The following is a 21,975-nucleotide window of genomic DNA, read 5'->3' on the forward strand; positions in this document are numbered from 1 at the left end:
GGGCGTCATATTCGCGCTCATTCTAGACAGGAGAAGACCCCCTTGTCAGCAAAAAGCGCGGACGCAGACGCCGCCAACAAGCAAAGCAGGAACGGCGCCGAAGCGCCGTCCCATATTCTTTAGAATGCTTCCGCATCCAGCTCCATCATTGTTCTTGCCCCGGCGCTCATTTTCACCAGCAGGGAGGAGACATCGGGGATCATCCGCTCAAAGAAGAAACGGGCGGTCACCAGCTTCGTCTTGTAAAATTCCGGATCATCCGTCCCGTCAGCCAGTTTCTGTTTGGAAATCTTCGCCATCTGCGCCCACATGTAGCCGAGCGCCACCAGACCGAACATGCGGAGATATTCGCTTGATGCCGCGCCTGCCTCATCCGGCCGGGTCATGCCTTTTTCCGCAATCAGCGCGGTGCCCTGCTGAAGTTTGGCAAAGGCCTTGGCCAGCGGCAGGATATAATCCTTCATCTCCGGGTCCATCATGTTTTCCTGAATGAAGGCATCCACCGGATGGAAGAACTGGCGGAGATTCCGCCCCATATTCTGCGGCAGCTTGCGGCCGACCAGATCGAGCGCCTGAATGCCGTTCGCCCCTTCATAAATCTGGGTGATGCGGGCATCGCGGACGAACTGCTCCATCCCCCATTCATGAATATAGCCATGGCCGCCGTAGCACTGCATGGCCGTCGCCGCAAGCTTGAACCCCATATCGGTGAAATAGGCCTTGATCACCGGCGTCAGGAGGGAAAGCCCCTCGTCAGCATCCCGGCGGGCGTCCTCATCGGGGTGCTTGTCCACCATATCCACCTGCAATCCGGCCCAGAGACCAAGGGCGCGCGCGCCTTCCGTGAAAGCGCGGATCATCAGGAGATTACGGCGGATATCCGGATGAACGATGATCGGATCGGCCGGTTTGTCCGGCGCTTTGACGCCAGAGATGGACCGTCCCTGCAAGCGGTCTTTTGCGTAGATGACCGCATTCTGATAGGCAACTTCCGCCTGGCTGAGGCCCTGGATACCGACGCCGAGACGGGCCGCGTTCATCATGGTGAACATGGCGCGCATGCCTTTATGCGCCTCCCCCAGCAGCCAGCCCGTCGCTTCGTCATAATTCATGACGCAGGTGGAGTTGCCATGGATACCCATCTTATGCTCGATCGAGCCACAGGCGACGCCATTGCGTGTCTCCGGTTCCCCGTCCTTGTTCAACAGGAACTTCGGCACGATGAAAAGGGAAACGCCCTTGATCCCCTCCGGTCCGCCCGGAATTTTCGCGAGCACGAGATGGACGATATTATCCGCCATGTCATGCTCCCCGGCGGAGATGAAAATCTTCGTGCCTGAGATTTTATAGCTGCCATCCTCCTGCGGCACCGCCTTGGTCCGCATCAGGCCAAGATCCGTGCCGCAATGCGGTTCGGTCAGGTTCATGGTGCCGGACCAGTCGCCGGTCACCATTTTCGGAAGCCAGGTTTTCTTCTGTTCCTCCGTGCCATGCTTGAGGATGGCGGCATAGGCGCCATGGGTAAGGCCCGGATACATGCCAAACGCCATATTGGCGGAGCTCATCATTTCCGCAAAGGCAATGCCGAGCACATGTGGCAGGCCTTGCCCACCATATTCAGGATCGGCATCCAGCCCCATCCAACCGGCGGCGCGATATTCGTCATAGGCGTGCTTGAAGCCGGTCGGCGTCGAAACCTCGCCATCCTTCCAGACACAACCTTCCTTGTCACCCACCTGATTGAGCGGCTGGATGACTTCACTCATCAGCTTGGCGCCCTCTTCCAGAATGGCGTCAATCATATCTGGCGTTGCCTCTTCAAACCCCGGCATGTTGGTGAGCTTGTCAACACCAAGCAACTCATTGAGGACAAATTTGAAGTCTTTGACCGGTGCGTTATAAACGGGCATCTCGATACTCCTTCTAGTTCCTGAGCGGCTTGCCGGTGGTGAGCATATGCTCGATCCGGTCCAGCGTTTTATGGTTGTGGATCAGCTTCATGAAGCCCTCGCGTTCCAGTTCCAGCAGCTTTTTCTCGGTGACCGGCTGGGTAATGTCCGTATCCCCGCCAGAGAGAACACGGCCAACCGCCGCACTCACAACCGCATCATAGGCTGTTGCCTTGCCCATGGTGACGAAGCCGGAAACCGCCATGTCAAAGGCCGCCGCCGCCGTCGGGCCGGGCAGGTTGATCTCCACCTGCTCTGGCGCCTTATATCCCTCTACCATGGCCAGCGCCCGCTTCTTGGCGTCCGGCAACACCCTTTTCCGGTTCATGCTGATGCCATCTTCAGGCCGCAGGATCAGCATATCCCGTGCCTCCGCCGCACTTGTCGCGACCTTGGCCGTTGAAATCGCCTCAAAAACCGCGGCAAGCGCGGGCATCGCACCGCCCGGCCGCTTTTTGTTCAGGATCGCCCGCATCACCAGCTCTTTACAGCCGCCGAAGCCCGGGATGACCCCGACACCGACCTCGACAAGCCCCATATAGCTTTCCGCATGGGCCTGGACGGCGGCGGCGGACAAAACAATTTCACACCCGCCCCCCAGCGCCATACCGGCCGGGGCCGCGACCACCGGGAAAGGCGCGTATTTCAGCTTCATCAGGGCGTTCTGCCCCTCGCTCATGGAGTTTTCGATCACCGGCCACATGGCGGCATTGGCGGCAAACAGGGCGAGCCCCACATTGGCGCCGACCGAGAAATTATCCGCATCATTGCCGATGACCAGCGCCTTGAAGCCTTTCTTGTCGATCTTGCCCGCCTCCTGCAGCATGGCCACGACATCCTGATCGATGGAATTCATCTTGGTGTGGATTTCAAGGCAGGCAACCCCGTCCCCGAGATCCCAGATACTCGCCCCCTTGTTCGACATGACAGGCTCGCGCCCGCGCTTGATATCCGCCAGCATCCAGGCGTCATCGGCGACCGGAACCACGGCATAATCGCCCTTGACCGTCATATAGAAGGCATCCGTCCCCTCTTCCTTATACAGCGGGCGATCGCCAACGGTTTTAAGGAAATCCGGCACCGGCAGGCCTTCTGCGGCAAGCCGGTCAATGAAATACTGATTGCCGAGCTGATCGAGCTGTTCGAAGGGGCCATATTTCCACGCGTAGCCGGTTTTCATGGCCGTATCTATGGCGATGATATCATCGGCGATTTCACCGACCAGCGACGCCGCATAGGAAATGGTTTTTGACAGGATCGCCCAGGCGTATTCCCCGCCTTTGTCATCATATTCGACAAGGGCGCGGAGGCCCTTTTTCGCCGCCTTGACGGACGCTAGATCAGGCTTACCCGCCTTGGCATAGTCGCCGGTTTTGAGGTTGCGGGCTTCTTTGACCTTCTTCCCGCCGTCCTTGTTCATGCGATAGAAACCGCCCTTGCCTTTCCGGCCGGTATAGCCATCGGCAATCATCGTCTCAATGGTTTTGACCATCGGATGATCCGGATCATATTCCTTTGCGAAAGTATCGCTCTTGGGGAGTTCCTTCAGCATGGAGGCGATGACTTTCGGGCCGAGATCGATCCCGGTCAGATCGCCAAGCCCGAAAATCCCGGTCGAAGGAATGCCCATCGGCTTGCCGCAGACGGCATCCGCCTCCTCCACCGTGAGGCCGAGATCATAGGCCGAACGCGTCGCGACGGAGGACCAGTAAATGCCAATGCGGTTGCCGACGAAACCCGGCGTGTCATACGCATCGACCACTTCCTTGCCGAGCTTGACATCCGCGAAATCCCGCAGCGCCGTCAGCGCCTCTTTCCGCGTCTTTGCCCCGCCAACCAGTTCAAACAGCCGCATATAGCGCGGCGGGTTGAAGAAATGGGTGATGGCGAAATCTTTTTGCAGGCTGTCCGGCATCCCGTCCATCAGGGATTTGAGCGGAATGGTCGAGGTGTTGGAGGTGACAATCGACCCTGCTTTGCGCACGCCCTCAAGCCGTTTGTAGAGATCCTGCTTGATGGCCGGATTTTCGACAATCGCCTCGCAGATCCAGTCGCAATCGGCAATGAGATCGAGGTTATCCTCCAGATTGCCGGGGGTGACGAGACGCGCGTTCTTCTTGTGCATGAAGGGCGCGGGGTTGGTTTTCAGCAGGGCCGCAATCGCGCCTTCGGCCAGCATATTGCGATTTTTTGCATCCGCTGGAACGATGTCCAGCAGCACGACCGGAATGCCCGCATTGGCGACATGGGCGGCAATCGCCGCGCCCATGACACCGGCGCCGATAACGGCAACCTTTTCAATGGCCATCTCAGCAGGCCTCCAGAACCGTCGCAATACCCTGACCGCCGCCAATGCACTGGGTCGCAAGACCGAGTGCCTTTCCTTCGCGTTGCAGCAGGCTGGCCAGCTTGCCGGTGATGCGCGCGCCCGTCGCACCAAGCGGATGGCCCAGCGCAATGGCGCCGCCATCAATATTGGTTTTGGCAAAATCAATGCCGGTCTCGCGAATGACGGCCAGCGCCTGCGCTGCGAAAGCTTCATTCAGCTCGACAATATCAATGTCCGTGATACTGACTCCGGCGCGTTTCAACGCCTTTTCGGTCGCCGGAACCGGACCTATCCCCATGATTTCGGGGGCACAGCCGGCCACCGCAATGGAACGGATGCGCGCCAGCTTCTTGAGACCGTTTGCATCGGCATATTCTTCAGAACAAACCAGCGTGACCGATGCCCCGTCGGTCAGCGGGGAGGACGTCGCTGCCGTGACCGTGCCCTTTTCATCGAAGGCAGGCTTCAGGCCGGCCAGCGTTTCCATCGTGGTTTCGGGGCGGATGCAGCCATCCTGATCCACCCGGATGTTGCCATCAACAATCGGGATAATCTCGTCAGTGAATTTGCCAGCCTCCCGTGCGGCGCTCGCGCGGGCATGGCTTTCAACGGCAACTTCTTCCTGCTCCTTGCGGGAGATATCATATTTCTTGGAGAGGTTTTCCGCCGTAATGCCCATGGAGACATAGGCCTCCGGATATTTTTTATAAAGGCCCGGATGCGGCGCCGGGTTGAAGCCGCCCATGGGAATGCGGGTCATGCTTTCGATCCCGCCGCAGATAAACACATCGCCTGCGCCCATCTGGATCGCGCCCGCCGCCATATGGATCGACTGCATGGAGGAGCCGCAGAAACGATTGACGGTCGTGCCCGCCGCGCTGATCGGAATCCCGGCCAGGAAGCTGATGAGCCGCGCGACATTGAGGCCCTGCTCCGCCTCCGGAAAGGCGCAACCGATGATGACATCCTCGATATCCGCCGTATTCACGCCTGATTTTTCAATCAGCCCCTTAACCACCTGCGCCGTCATTTCATCGGGCCGAACCTTGACCAGTTCTCCCTTGTTGGCGAGGGTGAAGGGGGAGCGTGCATATCCCGCGATTACAACATTCTTCATTGTCCCGACTTCCTTTCAGTCATCCAAATGAACCGGCCCACTCCCGGTCGTTTTCTGAACCTGGGCCCGCATCGGGACCCATATGTCAAACGATTGATCCGCTTACCGCGGACCCACTCTTTACGCGATTGTTTTTCTGGCACCCTTTGACGGCTTGCCGCCAGTGCTGAGATAATCCTTGAGCTGGCGGATGCCGTCCTCAAGTTCGGAGATCGCCTCATTGATATCGGCGCGCTGAATATTCAGCTTCGCAAGCTGCTCTTCACATTTCTGCAAGGTAAAGGTGAGCTGATCCTTCGCGCCGCTTTCCGGAGAATACATATCCAGCATCTTCTTGATATCCTGAAGGCTGAATCCAAGGCGGCGGCCGCGCAGAATAATCTTGAGGCGCCCCCGGTCCTTGCGCGAATAGACCCGTGTAGTCCCTTCCCGCGCGGGGTTGATCAGCCCCTTGTCTTCATAAAAGCGGATGGTGCGCGAGGTTACGCCAAATTCTTCGGCCAGCTCCGTGATGGAAAAGCTGACCCGTTCCTCCGTGGCGATTTTCATTCTGGCATTCATGTGAGTCCCAATCTCTACCCTGACCATGAATATAGTTGACGTTTACGTAAACGTCAACCTTGATCAAAACATTCAATGGTTGGAAAAACTCACCCGTATTCTGCTATAATAGCAAAAAAGAAACGGCGTGAATACTCAAAGGGAGGTGATGGGCATGTCGGAAAGAATTACCAGCTATCAGGAGTTCTGGCCCTACTATCTGCGGGAGCATTCGAAACCCGCCTGCCGGAAACTGCATTTCTTCGGCACGACGCTGGCCATCTTCAGCCTGATTGCCGCCCTCTGGCTGCAATGGCCCTGGCTGATCCTGCTGGCACTCGTCGCGGGATACGGCCCGGCGTGGGTTGCTCATTTCTTTATCGAACATAATCGTCCGGCAACCTTCAAATATCCTTTCTGGTCACTTTACAGCGATTTCCGCATGTATTTTTGCTGGCTTGGCGGTAAACTTCCGGCGGAACTGCGCAAGGCAGGGGTGACGGCAACCTGATGGTATTATTTCCTTAACCGGTTAATTAAAATCCTGATGAATGCCGGCTCGTCATGCCGCCCGCTTACGGGAATGAAGCCATCTGCATCGCGATAGAATGGACGCGTGGACGCAAGGTAAAACACCCTGAAGGACGGGCAGCCGCCGCGGTGAAACGCCCCCGGATTTGACCCCTGCTGCGCGCCGAAATCGCCCGTTTCCGCAGACTATGGCAAATAGGTCGCTATAATCGCATGACAGGCCGAAGTTTTCCCTGCCTCCCCTTCCCTTTATCAGGCTTTTCATGTATAGGCAGACTATCCAGCGCCACGCCTCCCGTCATCAGCGTAAAAGAAGAAGGCAAAAGCTTCAGAAATGACTGTTTATCTGCCCATTGCCGAGATTTCCGTCAATCTCTTTCTGGTGTTGGGCATGGGTGGCGCAATCGGTTTGTTATCCGGCATGTTCGGCGTTGGCGGCGGGTTTCTGATGACGCCGCTGCTGATCTTTATCGGCATTCCGCCCGCCGTGGCCGTCGCCACCGTTTCCAACCAGATCACGGCCGCCAGCGTGTCCGGCGTTCTGGCCCACTGGCGGCGGGGAAATGTGGATTTCAAGATGGGCGTCGTGCTGCTTGTCGGCGGTATTTTCGGCTCTATTTTGGGGGCGTGGATCTTCACCTTGCTCAAATCCATCGGTCAGATCGACCTGATGATCTCGCTCTCCTATGTGCTGTTTCTCGGCACCATCGGCATCCTGATGATGATCGAGAGCGTGAATGCCCTGATCAAGACCCGCAAGGGATCCATGACCCGCAAGAAGCTGCATCAGCATTACTGGATTCATGGCCTGCCCTTCAAGATGCGCTTTCGCAAATCGAAGCTTTACATCAGCGCCCTGATGCCGCTTGGCATTGGCGCCGTGGTCGGCATTCTGTCGGCCATCATGGGCGTGGGCGGCGGCTTTGTCATGGTGCCCGCCATGATCTATCTGCTGGGTATGCCGACCAGCGTGGTGATCGGCACCTCTTTGTTCCAGATCATCTTCGTCACCGCCAACGTCACCCTGCTGCACGCCATGAGCACCCAGACCGTTGATGCCGTGCTTGCCCTGCTGCTGGTGGCGAGCGCCGTCGTCGGGGCGCAGATCGGCACCCGGCTTGGCAGCAAGCTGCGCGGGGAGCAACTCCGCGGCCTGCTGGCCTTCCTGGTTATCGTTGTCTGCCTCAAGCTGGCGTTCGACATGGTTGTGACGCCCGATGATCTGTACTCCCTCGCCGATGGGGGGAACTGATGATCCAGCGGCATTCCTCTCTCCGGTTCCTGATCGCGGTTGTCACGATTTGCCTTTCTTCGTCCCTGACGGACAGGGAGGCGGCGGCGCAATCGTCTCTGATCACCGATATTTCATCGCATCTCATCTCGGTCACCTCCGACTTTACCGGAACGGAATTGCTGCTGTTCGGCGCGATCGAGCTGGACGCGGAAGATGTCGGCCCCGGCAACGGGGATGTCCTCGTCATCGTCCGGGGCCCCGAAAAGGAGGTTGTTGTCCGCCGCAAGGACAGGGTTGCAGGCATATGGATCAATCTGGAAGCCGTGGAGTTTCAGAGGGTGCCGAGCTTCTACGCCCTCGCCAGCAACCGCCCGGTTGAGGAAATTGCCCCGCCCGACGTGCTGCAACGGCTGCGCATCGGGCCGGACCGACTGCGCTTCCAGTCGGATAAACTGGGCGAAGTAAGCGCGCCGTTTGAAGAAGCGCTGGTGCGCCAGAAAACAAGGGAACGTCTTTATTCCGATCAGGATGCGGCGGTCTATTTCCTCGGCAACAAGCTGTTCCGGACGACCATCGCCATTCCGGCCAACGTGCCGGTGGGCGACTATATCGCTGAATTTTATCTGTTCAAGGACGGCGAACTGCTCAGCGCCTCCTCCTCCCCGCTGTTCATCAAGAAGTCGGGGCTTGGCCGGACGATCTACGAATTTGCCCATGATTATCCGGCCCTGTACGGCATCGCGGCGATTATTGTTGCATTGATTGCCGGGTGGCTCGCCTCCGCCGTGTTCCGCAAGGAATAATCGAACGATAAAGCCCGGGCGACAAAGAAAGGGCATTCAAATTTGCCGTCGGCTGGATTAGTATCATGGCCGAATGCTTTCCATGCCTGCTTATTCCCGGCAAAAACAACAAGAACGGAGCGGGGTTTTTTGACCGATCCCAAGAAAACAGAATTTGTGCCTCTTGCCATTGGCGTTATGGCCCTTTCCTTCATGATGGGAATGGTCGGGCGGCTTTCCTTTGAGAATTTCCCGAACCTTGTCACCCCGCTTGGAATGGAGTTTGACTGGTCGCGAAGCACCGTCGCCTCCATCTATTCCATGGGCGGGCTGGTGACGGGGCTGACCGGCCCGCTGGTCGGCACGCTGTTTGACAGGCTGGGCCCGCGTAATGTCTACGGCATCGCAATCCTCAGCGGCGGTCTCGGGCTGATCCTTTCCGGACTTGCGACAAATATCTGGCATTTCTATTTCAGCATCAGCCTGCTCATCGGTTTTGGCGTTTCCTGTAGCGGCAATGTGCCGAATTCGGCGCTGGCGAGCCGCTGGTTCCGCAAGCAGATCCCTCTCGCGCTCGCCATGATATATTCTTCGCTCGGGGCGGGGACCCTGCTGGGACTGGCGGTTTCGCAGCTATTCATTGAAAATTACGGCTGGCGTCATGCGCAATTCCTGCTGGGTGCAGGCGTCCTCTCGACCCTTCTTATCCTTGCCTTTCTGCCCTGGCGGCGGATTTCCGCAGGGCGGGATGATCTGGTGTCCACCCAGACCAGCACGATTGATGAGCCGGTTATTGACTGGACCCCGCGCAAGGCCATGAAAACAAATTATTTCTGGGGTCTTGCCGCGGTCTTTTTCTTTACCGGCAACGGCATGTTTTCTATCATCATTCAGGCCGTCACCTATATGATCGAGGTTGGCTTTCCGCCGATCGAAGCGTCGGTAAAGCTCGGCCTGATCGGTATATTCATTCCTGTAGGCATGATCGGCGCAGGATATCTCGCGCTCAAGATCGGGCTGTTCTGGACGGCCATGCTGACCTATGTCCTGACCATTACGGCCGTCATCTGCCTGTGGTTGCTGGATCAGGCGCATCCCGTGCTGCCGCTGTGGGGTTTCATTGTCTGCTTTGGCCTGTCCATGGGGTCACGCGGGCCGATGATCGGTTCGATTGCGTCGCGGCTTTTCCATGGCAAGAGTTTCGGGTCGATATATGGCAGTATTGCCGTGGGCGGCGGCCTCGGCATGGCGAGCGGATCATTTTTCTCCGGGCTGATTTATGACCTGACGGCGAGTTATCACGCTGTTTTTGCCTATTCGATTATTTGCCTTGTGATCGGCGCATCGCCATTTATTCTGAATAAAAAGATCCGCGCCCAGACGTAACCGGGTAATGGAAGGAGACGAAAGATGTCCGCAACGGCCGATACCCTTTCCATAGAGGCCTTCGCCGCCGCCATTCCTGATGGCGCAAAAGTTGCCATTCCCGCCGATTATGCGGGTGTGTCCATGGCGGCGACCCGCGCCCTTATCCGGCGGCGGGCGCGCAATCTGCATCTTGTCGGGGTGCCAACCAGCGGCTTGCAGGCGGAATTACTGATTGGCGCGGGCTGCGCCCATACGCTGGAAAGCTCCGCCCTCACCCTTGGTGAATACGGCCCCGCGCCGCGCTTTACAAAAGCAGTCCGGGAAGGGTCCATCCGCCTGATTGATGCGACCTGCCCCGCCATCCATGCGGCGTTGCAGGCCTCCCAGAAGGGCATCCCCTTTATGCCCCTTCGCGGCATCATCGGCAGCGATGTCTTGAAAAACCACCCGGACTGGAAGATTATTCAAAATCCCTTCTCGGAAGACGAAGACCCGATTGTCGCAATCCCCGCCATCCGGCCCGACATTGCGCTTTTCCATGCGCCCCTTGCCGACCGGGACGGGAATGTCTGGCTTGGCCGCAAGCGGGAGCTGGTGAATATGTCCCATGCCTCCAAAGCGGCGTTTGTCACGGTTGACGCGATTAGCGACACCAGCCTGTTCGCGAGTGAGGAAATGGCGGCCGGCGTCCTGCCCGCTCTCTATGTCGGGGCGATCAGCGTCGCGCCGAACGGAAGCTGGCCCCTGCCTTTCTGGAATGGCGCGAAAGGGGACGATGCCCATATGCGGGAATATATGCAGATGGCAGCCAGTGATGAGGGATTTGCCGATTATCTTGCGCGTTTCGTTGACAGGGAGCTTGAAGACGCATGACAGCTATTGCGGATGAAAAAAAGGCCCTGATCTGCCTGATCGCCGGACTGCTGCGCGATTGCAATCATGTCGCGGTCGGCGCCGCCTCCCCTATTCCGGGGGCTGCCGCCCTGCTCGCCAAGGCCACCTGGGGCACGCCGCGGCACGTCAATATTCTGGGATCGGTCGCCAATAATTTCTTTACCGGCGGCGGCGGCGAACTCTTCGATTGCGCGGCGCAAGGGCGAATTGATGCCTTCTTTCTCGGCGGCGGGCAAATTGACGGCAACGCCAATATCAACCTGATGGGCCGGGGCGATTACCCGCAGCAAAGCCCAAGATGGCCGGGCACGTTCGGTTCGGCCTATCTTTATTTTCTTGTCCCGAAAGTCATTCTGTTCCGGGAAGAGCATTCCCGCCGCACGCTGGTCGAAAAGGTTGATTTCATCAGTGCGCCCGGCGTCTCCGATGAGAAAACCTACCGCAAGGGAGGGCCGTTCGGCCTGATTACCAACAAGGCATTTTTCCGCTTCGACAAGGAAAAGGAGCGGTTTCGCTTGATCTCCGTCCATGCAACAAGCTCGCTTGAGGATGTTCTCGACAACACGGGGTTCGCCTTTGATTACACCGCTGACACGCCGGTGACGCCCGCCCCGGACCCGGAGCTTCTGGCCCTGCTGAACCGCGATGTCCGCGAGAAGGTGGCGGAGGTTTATCCGAATTTTGCAAACGCCATATTTCCGGTGACATCCGGCGCCGGTCGGATAAAATAGCAAGTCCTTACATTCAAACGAAGGTAGAATTCACGATATGTCAAGCAAAGGCGCCCTTGCAGGCCTGAAAGTGGTTGATCTGTCCCGTGTGCTGGGCGGTCCGTTCTGTACCCAGATGCTGGGCGATCATGGCGCGGACGTGATCAAGGTGGAGCCGCCACAGGGCGATGAGACCCGTGGCTGGGGCCCGCCTTATAACGAGGCCGGGCTCGCCGCTTACTTTTCTGGCACAAACCGCAACAAGCGCTCCATCGCGCTGGATATCCGGGCGGAAGACGGCAAGAAAATCCTGCTCCGCCTGCTGGAAGAGGCCGATGTCCTTGTCGAGAATTTCAAAACCGGCAGCATGGAGAAATGGGGCCTTGGCTATGAGGATGTTCTGTCGAAGAAATTCCCGCGCCTCATCCATTGCCGCGTCACCGGTTTTGGCGCCGATGGCCCGTTCGGCGGCTTTCCGGGATATGATGCCGTCATCCAGGCCTGGGCCGGACTGATCAGCATTAACGGATCGCCCGCGTCCGGTCAGGTCCGGCTCGGCATTCCGCTGGTCGATCTCGGCACCGGCATGAATGCGGTGATCGGCATCCTGATGGCGGTCAATGAACGGCATGCGTCGGGCAAGGGCCAGCTTGTCGAGGCGTCGCTTTATGACACCGGCATCCAGCTTCAACACCCCCATGCCGCCAATTACCTGATGTCCGGAAACGCCCCGAAACTGACCGGTAATTCCCATCCCAATATCGCACCCTATGATCTCTATCCGACGCAGACAACACCGGTCTTTCTTGGCGTTGGCAACAACGGGCAGTTTGCCAAGCTCTGCGCCTCCCTCGGGGAGCCGGAGCTCGCGCGTGACCCGCGCTTTGCGGATAATTCCCTGCGCGTTGCAAACCGCGATGCGCTCAATGCCGCCCTCACCCGCCTGTTTGCCGACAAGGACGGGGTTGCCGTGGCGACCGAACTGATGGCGGCGGGCGTCCCCGCCGGCGCGGCCATGTCCGTNCCCGAAGCCATGAACCATCCGCATACGCGCCACCGCGACATGGTGGTCGAGATGGACGGATATGCGGGGACCGGCGTCGCGGTCAAGTTGAGCCGNACGCCNGGNTCCGCCAAACTCGCCCCGCCGCTTTTCGGNACGGCCGGNCGNGATATTCTCCGCGATCATGGNTTCAGCGANGAGGAGATTGACCGCTTTCTGGCGGGCGGCATCCTGTTCGAAACACCGACCTGAGNACAAACAATCGGGCGGATGCAGCAAATCCCGTCTTGAAACCGGGCCTGTCTCCGCCGATACTGTAGGGCGGGCGCAGACTGCNAAACAANGCGGACATCGCGACAGNAACGGGGAGGTATCATGGTAAAATTCGGTGTAAACCAGTCGGTCGAGCGGAAAGAGGANTTCCGCCTTATNACCGGCACCGGCCAATATACGGACGATATTACGCTGGANGGGCAGCTTTATGGATATATGCTGCGCTCCCCCGTTGCNCATGCCCGGCTGCTCTCCGTCGATGTGGAGGAGGCGCGCGCCGCCCCCGGCGTCGTCGATATCATCCTCGGCAGTGANCTNGAGGCCGATAACGCCAACCAGCTTCCCTGCATGATCCCCCTCAAAAACCGCGACGGCAGCANCCGCGCCGATCCNGGNCACCCCGTNCTGGCNACGGANAAGCTCTGCTATGTCGGCGATAACATCGCCTTTGTGATTGCCGAAAGCCTGNCGCAGGCCAAGGATGCGGCGGANCTNATNCAGATTGATTTCGANGANNTNGNNGCCGTTGTGGATACCGGCACNGCNCATNANGNCNNCNANGCCNTTNTTCATGANNCNGCCGCCAACAATGTCGCCTTCGACTGGGGACAGGGGGACGAGAAGGNCGTCGCCAGCGCCTTNGANNNCGCCGCCCATNTCACNGAGATCGAGCTGATCAACAACCGNGTNGTCGTCAANTCCATGGAGCCGCGCGGGCTNATNGCCGACTGGGANGCGGAGGAAGGGAANATGACCCTCCGNATGGGGACGCAGGGNGGATGGGTGCTGCGCGCCCTGCTCGCCAATNCNATCCTGCATCTGCCGGAAGAAAANATCCGNATCATCACCCCCGATGTCGGCGGCGCNTTTGGCATGAAGCTCTTTTTCTATTCCGAATGNGCGGCGGCTGTCTGGGCNTCGCGCAAGCTNGGGCGNCCCATCAAATGGATCGGGGAGCGCAGCGATGCTTTCCTCTCCGATACGCAAGGGCGNGACCATGTTACCCGNGCGGCCATCGCCTTCGACGCCAATCACAAGGCCGTCGGCCTGAANGTGGAGACNNNGGCCAATCTCGGCGCGTATCTGTCCACCTTCGGCCCNATGATCCCGACCATGGCCATGGTCAAGGTCATGCCCGGCGTCTANGACATNCCGAATTTCTANTATCAATGCACCGGCGTCTTCACCAANACGGTGCCGGTNGATGCCTATCGCGGCGCGGGNCGNCCGGAAGCCATCTATATCATTGAACGGNTGATGGACAGGGCCGCGCGGGAGCTNGGCCTCAGCCAGGCCGATATCCGNCGNCGCAACTTCATCCCCGTCAGCGCCATCCCCTACAAGACCGCCACCGGCTGCGTCTATGACAGCGGCGAATTTGAACGCATCATGGACCGCGCGCTGGANGTCTCNGGCTGGGATGATTTTTCCGCCCGCNNGGCCGANAGNGCCNNNGNNGGNAAACGCCGCGGCATCGGCATGTGCTATTANATNGAGGCGACGGCNGGNAANCCGACGGAAACCGCCACCATCCGCTTTACCGATGAGGATCGCGTCACCGTCGCCGTCGGCACGCAATCGACCGGTCAGGGGCATTCCACNGCCTATGCCCAGATCGTGGCCGANCGGCTTGGCGTGCCCTTTGAAAATATCGACATCATCCAGGGNGACACGGANAAAATCAANACCGGCGGCGGCACCGGCGGCTCGCGNTCNCTGACGACGCAGGGCCCCGCCATTCATGCGGCCAGTGANGAGGTGATCCGCAAGGGCAAGGAGCTGGCCGGGCATTTTCTGGAAACCGCGGCGGTGGATATNGAATTTTCCGCCGATGAAGGGGAATTCACGATTGTCGGNACGGACCGGAAAATCGGCATTATGGAACTCGCCCACCGCGCCCGCGGCCTGGGCCAATTGCCGGAAAACCTTGCCGAGGGTCTGGATACAGAGGCCAGCTTCACGGTGGAGGCCTTCACCTATCCCAACGGCTGCCATATCGCGGAAGTCGAGGTGGATGACCTGACCGGTCAGGTCGAGGTGGTGCGCTATATCATCGTCGATGACTTCGGCACCATCGTCAATCCGGCGCTGGTGCGCAATCAGGTGATCGGCGGCGTCGGTCAGGGCATCGGGCAGGCGCTCACCGAATACACCGTTTATGGGGAGGACGGGCAGCTTCTGACCGGCTCCTTCATGGATTATGGCATGCCGCGCGCGGACAATATCCCGCTGGATCTGCATTATGAGACGATCGAGGTGCCCTGCACCATGAACCCCATGGGCGTGAAGGGCTGCGGGGAGGCGGGCTGCATCGGCGCTCCGCCCGCCATCATCAATGGCATTATTGACGCCCTGCATGAACTCGGCGTCGACCATATTGATATGCCGGCAACGCCGCGGCGGGTGTGGGATGCCATCCGCCAAGCCAGCTAGCAGGCTTCCTTGACCAGAATCTTCATTGATGCCGATGCCTGCCCGGTCAAGGAGGAAGTCTACCGCGTGGCAGGCAGGCACCGGCTGCTGACCTATGTGGTCAGCAACAGCTGGATGCGGGTGCCCGACAGCCAGTTGATCGAGCAGATCGTTGTCACGGACGGGTTTGATGCGGCCGATGACTGGATTGTCGAAAATGTCAGGATGCGCGATGTCGTCATCACCTCCGATATTCCGCTGGCTGATCGCGCCCTGCAAAAATCGGCCCTTGTTCTGGGCCCCACGGGCAAGGCTTTTACCGGCCAATCCATCGGCATGGCCGTCGCCATGCGCGAGCTGAACACCCATCTTCGCCAGACAGGGGAGATCAGCGGTTACAACGCCGCCTTCAGTAAAAAGGACCGCAGCCGGTTCCTCAATATCCTTGAAAATACCCTGCAAAAACTGCGCAAGGAATAAGGGCGGACGCTACTTTCATTCCGCGCTTTTTTCCGCTTGTAAATTGCCCCAATAAAGTTACTTAATTTCATTGCCAGCGAGCCGTTCGCTGTGCGGGGCTGCCGTCCCCATATTCCGGTCTGGAGACCAACTCACATGATGTTAGTTCGCACATTTGCGGCGCCCAGCGTCGTAGAAGGTGTCGGCGTTTTTGCGGCGGAACGAATCAAAAAAGGAACATTGATCTGGCAGTATCAGCCAACCTTCGACCGGCTTGTCCCGGAGGAATGGCTGTCTACCGGATCCCCTGTTATTCAGGAGTTCCTGAAGAAATATGCATATCCGGCCCATGATGAGCCGGGAATGCTGGTGATTGAGATTGATAACGGTCGGTTGATGAACCATTCGGAAGAGCCGAATACCGACTTTACCAGAATCTCGGAAGGCTATGCCCGCCGCGATATTGAAGAAGGGGAAGAACTTCTCTGCGACTATCGCGAATTTGACCCGGAGTTCGAACTCCTGCCCTCTCTGGTTGCCGAATTCGCCACGCGGCGTTCCAGCGAGGAAACGGGGATCGCGGCGCAGTAAGCGGCTCCCCGGCGCTGCCAATGATGAATGGCCGTCAGTCGATTTGCCTGGCGGCCATTTTCTGTTTCCGGCGCGGCTATTGCGGGAACATCTCAAGATGGGTTTCGGCCGTGCGGCCATAATACAGCACGCGTTTCCCCGGAAAAGAGACGATATACCCGGCGCAGCCTGCGGCTTTGACATTCCTGCAAAAGGCCGCATAGGAATAATCCGGCGGGTTGGCCTGCGCCCATTTGATTTGCCCGGCGATCCCGGCCGCGTCAAAGGCCGCCGCGACCCGCCCGGATGACTTCCGGTTTTCCAGCACCACGCTCTCCCCCGTCGCGAGATAATAGCTTGTTGTATTGCCCCGGTAATCCACCGCATAGCCTTCAAATCCGGCATTGATCAGCGTGCCGACAATTTCGGGAAATGACAAAGACCCGTCATAGGCGGCGTCCAGACAGCGCTGTGCGGTGGCAACAAATTCCCTATCCATAAATTCCCCCTCTTCCGGGATGTGAAGGATGAACGCACATGACGCAGGATTTAATCGAGCGCCAGCTTCCCCAGATCATGGCGCAGCACGAGACCCTGCAGAATTTTTCTCAGCAGCTGCCGCTCCATATCCGAAAGGACGCCAAAAAATTCCGCATCATTCTTGTCCGCCAGATCGGCAAGATAGGGCACCAGCGCCCGCCCCGCCCGGCTGAGGGCCAGGCTGTGCGCGCGTTTGTCATCGGGATTTTCCGCCCGCTCGATCAGCGCCTTTTCGGCCAGCCGGTCGGCGAGCCTTGACACCGCCCCCTTCGTCACGCCCATTTCTTCCGCAAGGCGGGAGGGGGCCATGCGGTCAACATCGAACAGCAGGCGCAGAACGACCCATTCGGCGACGGTCACCCCTTCCATCTGCAACTTGCGGGCAAAATTCTGGGACACGGCATTCGACACAACCCGGAGCCAGTAACCCTGATGCGCCTGCAGATCCGATGGCGGTTTATTGGCAGACATTCGTTCCTCCGATTTAGTTGACTAGTAAACTACATTGATAAAGTTTACTAGTCAACTAAATAGACGCTCATACCGCCGGGCCATGAGGCGCATTTCCGACTGAGATAAAATAATACGTCGGCGCGGGTAAACCCATCTGTCACACGACATAAGCTCGGAGCCGGCAGTGGATACAACGGAAGGGGTAATGAGACATCGTCCGAGGATAGTCATGTACTGTCGGGTACTATCGGGGGAAATGGCGCACCTAGGAGGAGAAAGTTCGAACACCTTGTTCGACATTCTCGCTCAATGGAATCAGTTGCTTAGCGCAATCCAAATCCCTGCAAACGCCCCCGAACGGGACATTTGCGGGGTGGCGCGATGACGACAAAGACACCTCCCTTTTCCCTCAGACTGACTTTTGAAGAGCGCGCTAGGCTGGAAGAGCTAGCTGGCGACATGCCGCTTGGGGCGTATATCCGCCGCAAGGTCTTCGATGGTCAGGGGCTCAAGAAGAAACGCGCACGGGCGCGGTCACGTCGCCCGATCAAGGATGAACAGAAGCTGGCGCAGGTGCTCGCCATGCTTGGGCAGTCAAGGATCGCAAACAATCTGAACCAGCTCGCAAAGATGGCAAATCTCGGCACGCTGCCCGTTCTTCCCGATACGGAACGCGACATTCGGCGCGCATGCGCCGACGTGGCGCTGATGCGGCGGGAGCTTCTTCGCGCGCTCGGCCATCGTACCGATGTGGAGCCGTCATGATCCTGAAAGGATCACAACGAAGCGGCGCAAAACAGCTCGGGCTGCATCTCCTCAAGACAGAAGAAAACGAGCATGTCGAGCTGCACGACATTCGCGGCTTCATGTCCGATGATGTCGTTGGCGCGCTCCGCGAAGCCGAAGCCATCGCCAAAGGCACAAAGTGCCGTCAGTTCATGTTTTCGGTGTCTTTGAACCCGCCTGAGAACGAGCGTGTCCACGTCCGCACCTTCGAAAAAGCGCTGGAAGCCATCGAAGAGAAGAACGGCCTAACGGGCCAGCCGCGCGTCGTTGTTTTCCACGAGAAGGAAGGACGGCGGCACTGTCATGCGGTATGGAGCCGGATCGACCCCGAGACGATGACCGCCAGGCCGATGTCGTTCTACAAGAACAAGCTTCGGGAAGTCTCGCGCCAGCTCTATCTTGAGAACGGCTGGCAAATGCCGCGCGGCCTGATCGATCCGAAGGACCGCGACCCACGCAACTTCTCGCTTGATGAATGGCAGCAGGCCAAGCGGATCGGACGCCATGCGGGCGAACTGAAAGAACTGATACAGGAAGCCTGGGCGACCTCGGATTCCTCTCGCACCTTCGCGCACGCCCTTGAAGAGCGCGGCTTCTTTCTGGCGCGCGGGGATCGGCGCGGCCATGTGGCTGTCACCTTCGAAGGTGAAGTCATTTCGATCTCACGGGCGACGGGCAAGAAAGCGAAAGAGTTGCAAGCCCGTCTTGGAAAGCCCGACGCACTGAACAGCGTTGAGGGGACCCGCAAGCGCATTGCTGAAGATATTCTCCCGCGCATCAAATCGCATATCGATGAAGCGCGCGCGTCCGCCCGTGCCGAACTCGATCAACTGAATGCGCGCCGCATGGAGATGGCGAAGGCGCATGCCTTGGAACGCGCCAAGCTGGACGCAGGCCAGAAGGCGCGGTTTGAAGCTGAAGCCCGCACAAGAGCGGATCGCTTCCGCAAAGGCATGATGGGCCTGTGGGATCGTCTGACAGGCAAGCGGGCTCAGCTAGAAAAGCAGAACCAGCTCGAAGTGATGTGGGCGCTGCGCCGCGATCAGGATCAACGGCAAATGACGATCAATGCGCAATTGCGCGAGCGCGGTGAGCTGCAAAAAGAAATCAACGCCATGCGCACCAAGCATGCGCAAGCCTTGCGCGCCCTGCATCACGATACCACCAACTATCGCCTAATGCGCCGTGGTGAAGAGCCCAAGGCAAAGACCGCCTTCGAGCGCTTGGATACGCTGCGAGCCGAACCGAAGAAGCGGCCGGAACGCCCACGTTTCGATAAGCTCAAGGAGCGTAAGCCCGAGCGCCAGACCCGTTCCACAACGTCGGCGCAGGATCGCCTGCGCAAACTGCGCGAGCAAAAAAGAGAAGGACCATCCTATGACGGCCCTGATCTCGACCGATAACACATTAAACTCAAGAAAGGAGAAATGCGGTCATTCGCTGCGTCTCGATTGATTGACCGCTCAGCGGACAAAGGGTGCATTCGCTGCGGATGCGCAGATGGCTGCTTCAGGTTTGGCGCACCGATAGGACATTGCAGCAGGTCGCGCCGGTTAGTCCGTATAGCTTTGGCAGGCATCAACTCCGTTGGCTGTCGAGGCAAGTAGCTGATCTGCATCACGGATGAGATCGGCGACCCGCCTGTCCGCCAGACGATACCGAACGAAGCGGCCTTTGCTGCGGCGACTGACCAGCCCGCATTCCAGCAGACAGCGCAGATGGTTCGAGACGTTGGGCTGACCCAAACCCGTATGCCCGACGATTTCCTGCACGTTGCGTTCGTCCGACACCAGCGCATCGAGGATCGTCAGACGGCTGGGATCGCTTAGGCCCCGGAAGAGCTTTGCCCGCAGTTCCAGTGTATCGGGTGCCGAAAGATCGTCTTGAATGTTTTGCGCTGTCATATCATTATCCACTGATACGTTAGCAGCGTACCTTTTCGCCCGCCACCACAAAAAGGATCGCACATGAGCCAGCCCGATAACAGCAAGTTGGCGACAGCCTCCTCCCCGATCCGAATGCGGGTGCAAGGCATGGACTGCGCGAAAGATGCCGCCGAGATCGAGCGCGCGGCCCGGTCTGCGGGCGTGGCCGAAGGCGACGTGAAAGTGTCCGCCGCCACCCACATCATGACATTGCGGATCGCGGACGGCGATCTGCCGAAAGTGCGGCCCGCGCTCGACGCGACCGGCTACGGTTTCGAGAAGATCGAGGACGGCGATACATCGTCCGATCCGGCCTACAAGGACCCGAGCTATCGCCGCGCGCTCTGGATCGTGGTCGCGCTCAATCTCGGATACGGCGTGGTCGAAATGTTCGGCGGGTTCCTGTCCGGTTCGCAGGCGCTGAAGGCAGACGCGCTCGATTTTCTGGGCGATGGTGCGATCACGTTTCTGGGCCTGCTCGCCATCGGCTGGAGCCTGACATGGCGGGCGCGGTCGGCGATGATCCAAGGCGTGTTTCTGGGCCTTCTGGGCCTTGGCGTTGTCGGCAGCACGCTCTGGCGTGTCCTCAACCAGACCACGCCAGAAGCCGGGTTGATGGGAGCCTTCGCGGTAGGTGCGCTGATCGTAAACATCCTCGCGGTGCTGCCGCTGCTAAAGCACCGCAAGGGTGATGCCAATATGCGAGCCGTCTGGCTGTTCTCTCGCAACGACGCCATCGGCAACCTCGCCGTGGTCATCGCCGCCGGGCTGGTCGCGTGGCTTGGCAGTGCATGGCCCGACCTGATCGTCGCGTTCGCGATCGCGGGGCTTTTCCTGCATTCGTCGTGGATGATCATCCGCGATGCCCGGAGTGACTTGGTGGAAGCTGACTAACTCCATCATGGTGCGACGCGCCGGACGAAAGCCGACATTCGCGCGCCCCGCAGCATCGGTGAGTCTGGGCTCTAATGAGGCGTTCGCTGCGCCGGGCCTCAAGGTCGGCGTAGGGCTTGGAACGGTCATATATCTTGCTGCGCAGCTAGTCTGCGCTTCTTGCTCAAGCCACGCGAGCACGTAGGCAACGGCCCCGCCATATTCGTCCGTGACATCGCTGTGCAGATAGTGCGGGCGATAGCCTGTCTCGGTGACGGGGATTATTCCATCGCCAATGACGTTGACTTCGATGTGGTCGAACGTGGACCACTGATGCCGATGATAGCTGACGCTTATCGCGACGCCGCGCCAGTCGATCTGACTGGAGACTGGGGCGCTCATGAGCGCCCCGCGTCGTTTGCAGGTGAAGCCGTGTCTTCCAGCGGCTCGCGCAAGACGATCCGACCGCCGACAGGCAGGGATTCGAGCTGAATCGTGTAGCCTTTGGCGTCCTTGTGCATCCACGCTGCGCCGACTTTGTTCCAGAAGGATTTGTCGCCTTTCTGGGTGACGTGCCACGCCAGAAACTCCGGTGCGCGGAACTCGCGTGTGCGCCCTTGCGCGGTTTGGGTGTTGTTGCGTGCCATGATTGATCTCCTTTGTTCGGGTTGGCTTGTTAACGCCCCCCGATAAGACCGAAGGCAAAGGATCGCCGCGTCATGTCCAACACGGGTGAGGCCACTGCCGAGCTGGTGCGGGCAGGATATTGATGCACGATCCGCTTTCGGTCAGGGGAAAGGCGAATTGCTGCAAGCCGTGCGCGGGCAAAGGTCCGATCATGCTGCGCTAGCTTCCGAAAACGAAAGTCTGTTCACGCGTTTTTCAGCGCCACCTTCTGATTGATTTCTAGTGCGTTACCCCGATCCATCAGCGCCTTCACTGGGCCATGGATGATGTGTGCGAGGGCCGAAAGGCCCTGAACGGTTCGGGGCCTCCTGACAATCAACAGGAGGTGACGATGAGACTCATCACACGCTTCGATGCAGCATCGCGCAGCACAGCCGAACTGCATGCCCTCTTACGCGAGGCTTTCAACGCCTTTGCTTCCGCTCCTCGCGGATCGATTGAACGCAGCAATGCTCTTGCATCGCTGCACAATATCGAGGCCGAACTGGCGGTCCGCCCGCCAGGTCTATGAGGCCATCAACGCGGCTGGCCCGAAGGCCA

At 58.9% G+C, this 21,975-nt stretch carries 21 protein-coding genes and 1 pseudogene; 14 read left to right on the forward strand and 8 right to left on the reverse strand.

From position 1 onward, the window contains the following. Nucleotides 1–119: 119 nt before the first annotated feature. The 4 genes from CMN55_RS06150 to CMN55_RS06165 all read right to left on the reverse strand — a co-directional run bounded on the left by CMN55_RS06150 (nucleotide 120) and on the right by CMN55_RS06165 (nucleotide 5,944). Complete coding sequence (locus CMN55_RS06150) at nucleotides 120–1,910, reverse strand: acyl-CoA dehydrogenase C-terminal domain-containing protein (RefSeq protein ID WP_293948667.1); 1,791 nt, start codon at nucleotides 1,908–1,910, stop codon at nucleotides 120–122. A gap of 13 nt (nucleotides 1,911–1,923) precedes the next feature. Next, the gene (locus CMN55_RS06155) at nucleotides 1,924–4,257 is read right to left on the reverse strand and encodes a 3-hydroxyacyl-CoA dehydrogenase/enoyl-CoA hydratase family protein (protein WP_293948668.1); all 2,334 of its coding nucleotides are present in this window, start codon (nucleotides 4,255–4,257) and stop codon (nucleotides 1,924–1,926) included. Between the two features lies 1 nt (nucleotide 4,258). Further along, nucleotides 4,259–5,395 carry a thiolase family protein gene (locus tag CMN55_RS06160; protein ID WP_293948669.1) on the reverse strand — a complete coding sequence of 379 codons (1,137 nt, stop codon included), beginning with the start codon at nucleotides 5,393–5,395 and terminating at the stop codon, nucleotides 4,259–4,261. A gap of 120 nt (nucleotides 5,396–5,515) precedes the next feature. After that, nucleotides 5,516–5,944 (reverse strand): MerR family transcriptional regulator, encoded by a 429-nt coding sequence (locus tag CMN55_RS06165; RefSeq protein WP_293948670.1) that lies wholly within the window; start codon nucleotides 5,942–5,944, stop codon nucleotides 5,516–5,518. 166 nt (nucleotides 5,945–6,110) lie between these two features. Between CMN55_RS06165 and CMN55_RS06170 the strand changes: the two genes are divergently transcribed. The 10 genes and pseudogenes from CMN55_RS06170 (at nucleotide 6,111) to CMN55_RS06215 (ending at nucleotide 16,192) form a co-directional block, all read left to right on the forward strand. Then, nucleotides 6,111–6,446 (forward strand): DUF962 domain-containing protein, encoded by a 336-nt coding sequence (locus CMN55_RS06170; RefSeq protein WP_293948671.1) that lies wholly within the window; start codon nucleotides 6,111–6,113, stop codon nucleotides 6,444–6,446. A gap of 354 nt (nucleotides 6,447–6,800) precedes the next feature. After that, nucleotides 6,801–7,718 carry a sulfite exporter TauE/SafE family protein gene (locus CMN55_RS06175; protein WP_293948672.1) on the forward strand — a complete coding sequence of 306 codons (918 nt, stop codon included), beginning with the start codon at nucleotides 6,801–6,803 and terminating at the stop codon, nucleotides 7,716–7,718. Next, entirely contained in the window at nucleotides 7,718–8,503 is a 786-nt protein-coding gene (locus tag CMN55_RS06180) for a TIGR02186 family protein (protein WP_293948673.1), read from the forward strand. The genes CMN55_RS06175 and CMN55_RS06180 overlap by 1 nt, the downstream gene beginning before the upstream one ends. A 129-nt stretch (nucleotides 8,504–8,632) precedes the next feature. Then, on the forward strand, nucleotides 8,633–9,868 hold the full coding sequence (locus tag CMN55_RS06185) for an MFS transporter (protein WP_293948674.1): 1,236 nt from the start codon (nucleotides 8,633–8,635) through the stop codon (nucleotides 9,866–9,868). Between the two features lie 24 nt (nucleotides 9,869–9,892). Then, nucleotides 9,893–10,723: a CoA transferase subunit A gene (locus tag CMN55_RS06190; protein ID WP_293948675.1), complete on the forward strand. Its 831-nt coding sequence runs from the start codon at nucleotides 9,893–9,895 to the stop codon at nucleotides 10,721–10,723. Beyond that, nucleotides 10,720–11,475 carry a CoA-transferase gene (locus tag CMN55_RS06195; protein ID WP_293948676.1) on the forward strand — a complete coding sequence of 252 codons (756 nt, stop codon included), beginning with the start codon at nucleotides 10,720–10,722 and terminating at the stop codon, nucleotides 11,473–11,475. Before CMN55_RS06190 ends, CMN55_RS06195 begins: the two co-directional genes overlap by 4 nt. Before the next feature lie 37 nt (nucleotides 11,476–11,512). Continuing rightward, nucleotides 11,513–12,709, forward strand: coding sequence for a CaiB/BaiF CoA transferase family protein (locus CMN55_RS06200; protein ID WP_293948677.1), 1,197 nt, complete (start codon nucleotides 11,513–11,515; stop codon nucleotides 12,707–12,709). A gap of 123 nt (nucleotides 12,710–12,832) precedes the next feature. Continuing rightward, nucleotides 12,833–15,163: pseudogene (locus tag CMN55_RS06205) on the forward strand (xanthine dehydrogenase family protein molybdopterin-binding subunit). Nucleotides 15,164–15,172: 9 nt separating this feature from the next. Next, nucleotides 15,173–15,622, forward strand: a complete 450-nt coding sequence (locus CMN55_RS06210) for a YaiI/YqxD family protein (RefSeq protein ID WP_293948678.1) — start codon at nucleotides 15,173–15,175, stop codon at nucleotides 15,620–15,622. 135 nt (nucleotides 15,623–15,757) lie between these two features. Then, nucleotides 15,758–16,192 (forward strand): SET domain-containing protein, encoded by a 435-nt coding sequence (locus CMN55_RS06215; RefSeq protein WP_293948679.1) that lies wholly within the window; start codon nucleotides 15,758–15,760, stop codon nucleotides 16,190–16,192. 76 nt (nucleotides 16,193–16,268) lie between these two features. Here CMN55_RS06215 and CMN55_RS06220 read toward each other — a convergent pair whose 3' ends face one another. Further along, a complete protein-coding gene (locus CMN55_RS06220) occupies nucleotides 16,269–16,670 on the reverse strand; it encodes a DUF1398 family protein (protein WP_293948680.1) in 402 nt (133 codons plus the stop codon). Between the two features lie 50 nt (nucleotides 16,671–16,720). Then, a complete protein-coding gene (locus CMN55_RS06225; RefSeq protein ID WP_293948681.1) occupies nucleotides 16,721–17,182 on the reverse strand; it encodes a MarR family winged helix-turn-helix transcriptional regulator in 462 nt (153 codons plus the stop codon). A gap of 363 nt (nucleotides 17,183–17,545) precedes the next feature. On the opposite strand from CMN55_RS06225, the gene mobC reads away from it, so the two are divergent. Then, on the forward strand, nucleotides 17,546–17,929 hold the full coding sequence (mobC, locus tag CMN55_RS06230) for a plasmid mobilization relaxosome protein MobC (RefSeq protein ID WP_293948682.1): 384 nt from the start codon (nucleotides 17,546–17,548) through the stop codon (nucleotides 17,927–17,929). After that, nucleotides 17,926–19,353, forward strand: coding sequence for a relaxase/mobilization nuclease domain-containing protein (locus CMN55_RS06235; protein ID WP_293948683.1), 1,428 nt, complete (start codon nucleotides 17,926–17,928; stop codon nucleotides 19,351–19,353). Before mobC ends, CMN55_RS06235 begins: the two co-directional genes overlap by 4 nt. A 150-nt stretch (nucleotides 19,354–19,503) precedes the next feature. On the opposite strand, the gene CMN55_RS06240 is transcribed toward CMN55_RS06235, so the two are convergent. Then, nucleotides 19,504–19,854 (reverse strand): ArsR/SmtB family transcription factor, encoded by a 351-nt coding sequence (locus CMN55_RS06240; RefSeq protein ID WP_007803330.1) that lies wholly within the window; start codon nucleotides 19,852–19,854, stop codon nucleotides 19,504–19,506. A gap of 63 nt (nucleotides 19,855–19,917) precedes the next feature. On the opposite strand from CMN55_RS06240, the gene CMN55_RS06245 reads away from it, so the two are divergent. Continuing rightward, nucleotides 19,918–20,769: a cation diffusion facilitator family transporter gene (locus CMN55_RS06245; RefSeq protein ID WP_007803328.1), complete on the forward strand. Its 852-nt coding sequence runs from the start codon at nucleotides 19,918–19,920 to the stop codon at nucleotides 20,767–20,769. Nucleotides 20,770–21,146: 377 nt separating this feature from the next. Here the strand turns inward: CMN55_RS06245 and CMN55_RS06250 are convergent, their stop codons facing one another. Beyond that, the gene (locus CMN55_RS06250; protein WP_293948684.1) at nucleotides 21,147–21,395 is read right to left on the reverse strand and encodes a hypothetical protein; all 249 of its coding nucleotides are present in this window, start codon (nucleotides 21,393–21,395) and stop codon (nucleotides 21,147–21,149) included. Nucleotides 21,396–21,766: 371 nt separating this feature from the next. Between CMN55_RS06250 and CMN55_RS06255 the strand changes: the two genes are divergently transcribed. Beyond that, the gene (locus tag CMN55_RS06255; RefSeq protein ID WP_008891788.1) at nucleotides 21,767–21,946 is read left to right on the forward strand and encodes a hypothetical protein; all 180 of its coding nucleotides are present in this window, start codon (nucleotides 21,767–21,769) and stop codon (nucleotides 21,944–21,946) included. The last annotated feature ends 29 nt before the right edge of the window (nucleotides 21,947–21,975 follow it).

It is taken from the genome of Sneathiella sp., from assembly GCF_002694385.1.
Classification (GTDB): Bacteria; Pseudomonadota; Alphaproteobacteria; order Sneathiellales; family Sneathiellaceae; genus Sneathiella.

Coding starts and splice junctions, on each gene's coding strand:
- CMN55_RS06160 (WP_293948669.1), bottom strand. CDS start 5,395: ATGAAGAATGTTGTAATCGCGGGATATGCACGCTCCCCCTTCACCCTC.
- mobC (WP_293948682.1), top strand. CDS start 17,546: ATGACGACAAAGACACCTCCCTTTTCCCTCAGACTGACTTTTGAAGAG.
- CMN55_RS06150 (WP_293948667.1), bottom strand. CDS start 1,910: ATGCCCGTTTATAACGCACCGGTCAAAGACTTCAAATTTGTCCTCAAT.
- CMN55_RS06245 (WP_007803328.1), top strand. CDS start 19,918: ATGAGCCAGCCCGATAACAGCAAGTTGGCGACAGCCTCCTCCCCGATC.
- CMN55_RS06190 (WP_293948675.1), top strand. CDS start 9,893: ATGTCCGCAACGGCCGATACCCTTTCCATAGAGGCCTTCGCCGCCGCC.
- CMN55_RS06215 (WP_293948679.1), top strand. CDS start 15,758: ATGATGTTAGTTCGCACATTTGCGGCGCCCAGCGTCGTAGAAGGTGTC.
- CMN55_RS06255 (WP_008891788.1), top strand. CDS start 21,767: ATGAGACTCATCACACGCTTCGATGCAGCATCGCGCAGCACAGCCGAA.
- CMN55_RS06195 (WP_293948676.1), top strand. CDS start 10,720: ATGACAGCTATTGCGGATGAAAAAAAGGCCCTGATCTGCCTGATCGCC.
- CMN55_RS06225 (WP_293948681.1), bottom strand. CDS start 17,182: ATGTCTGCCAATAAACCGCCATCGGATCTGCAGGCGCATCAGGGTTAC.
- CMN55_RS06220 (WP_293948680.1), bottom strand. CDS start 16,670: ATGGATAGGGAATTTGTTGCCACCGCACAGCGCTGTCTGGACGCCGCC.
- CMN55_RS06165 (WP_293948670.1), bottom strand. CDS start 5,944: ATGAAAATCGCCACGGAGGAACGGGTCAGCTTTTCCATCACGGAGCTG.
- CMN55_RS06240 (WP_007803330.1), bottom strand. CDS start 19,854: ATGACAGCGCAAAACATTCAAGACGATCTTTCGGCACCCGATACACTG.
- CMN55_RS06155 (WP_293948668.1), bottom strand. CDS start 4,257: ATGGCCATTGAAAAGGTTGCCGTTATCGGCGCCGGTGTCATGGGCGCG.
- CMN55_RS06180 (WP_293948673.1), top strand. CDS start 7,718: ATGATCCAGCGGCATTCCTCTCTCCGGTTCCTGATCGCGGTTGTCACG.
- CMN55_RS06175 (WP_293948672.1), top strand. CDS start 6,801: ATGACTGTTTATCTGCCCATTGCCGAGATTTCCGTCAATCTCTTTCTG.
- CMN55_RS06235 (WP_293948683.1), top strand. CDS start 17,926: ATGATCCTGAAAGGATCACAACGAAGCGGCGCAAAACAGCTCGGGCTG.
- CMN55_RS06250 (WP_293948684.1), bottom strand. CDS start 21,395: ATGGCACGCAACAACACCCAAACCGCGCAAGGGCGCACACGCGAGTTC.
- CMN55_RS06170 (WP_293948671.1), top strand. CDS start 6,111: ATGTCGGAAAGAATTACCAGCTATCAGGAGTTCTGGCCCTACTATCTG.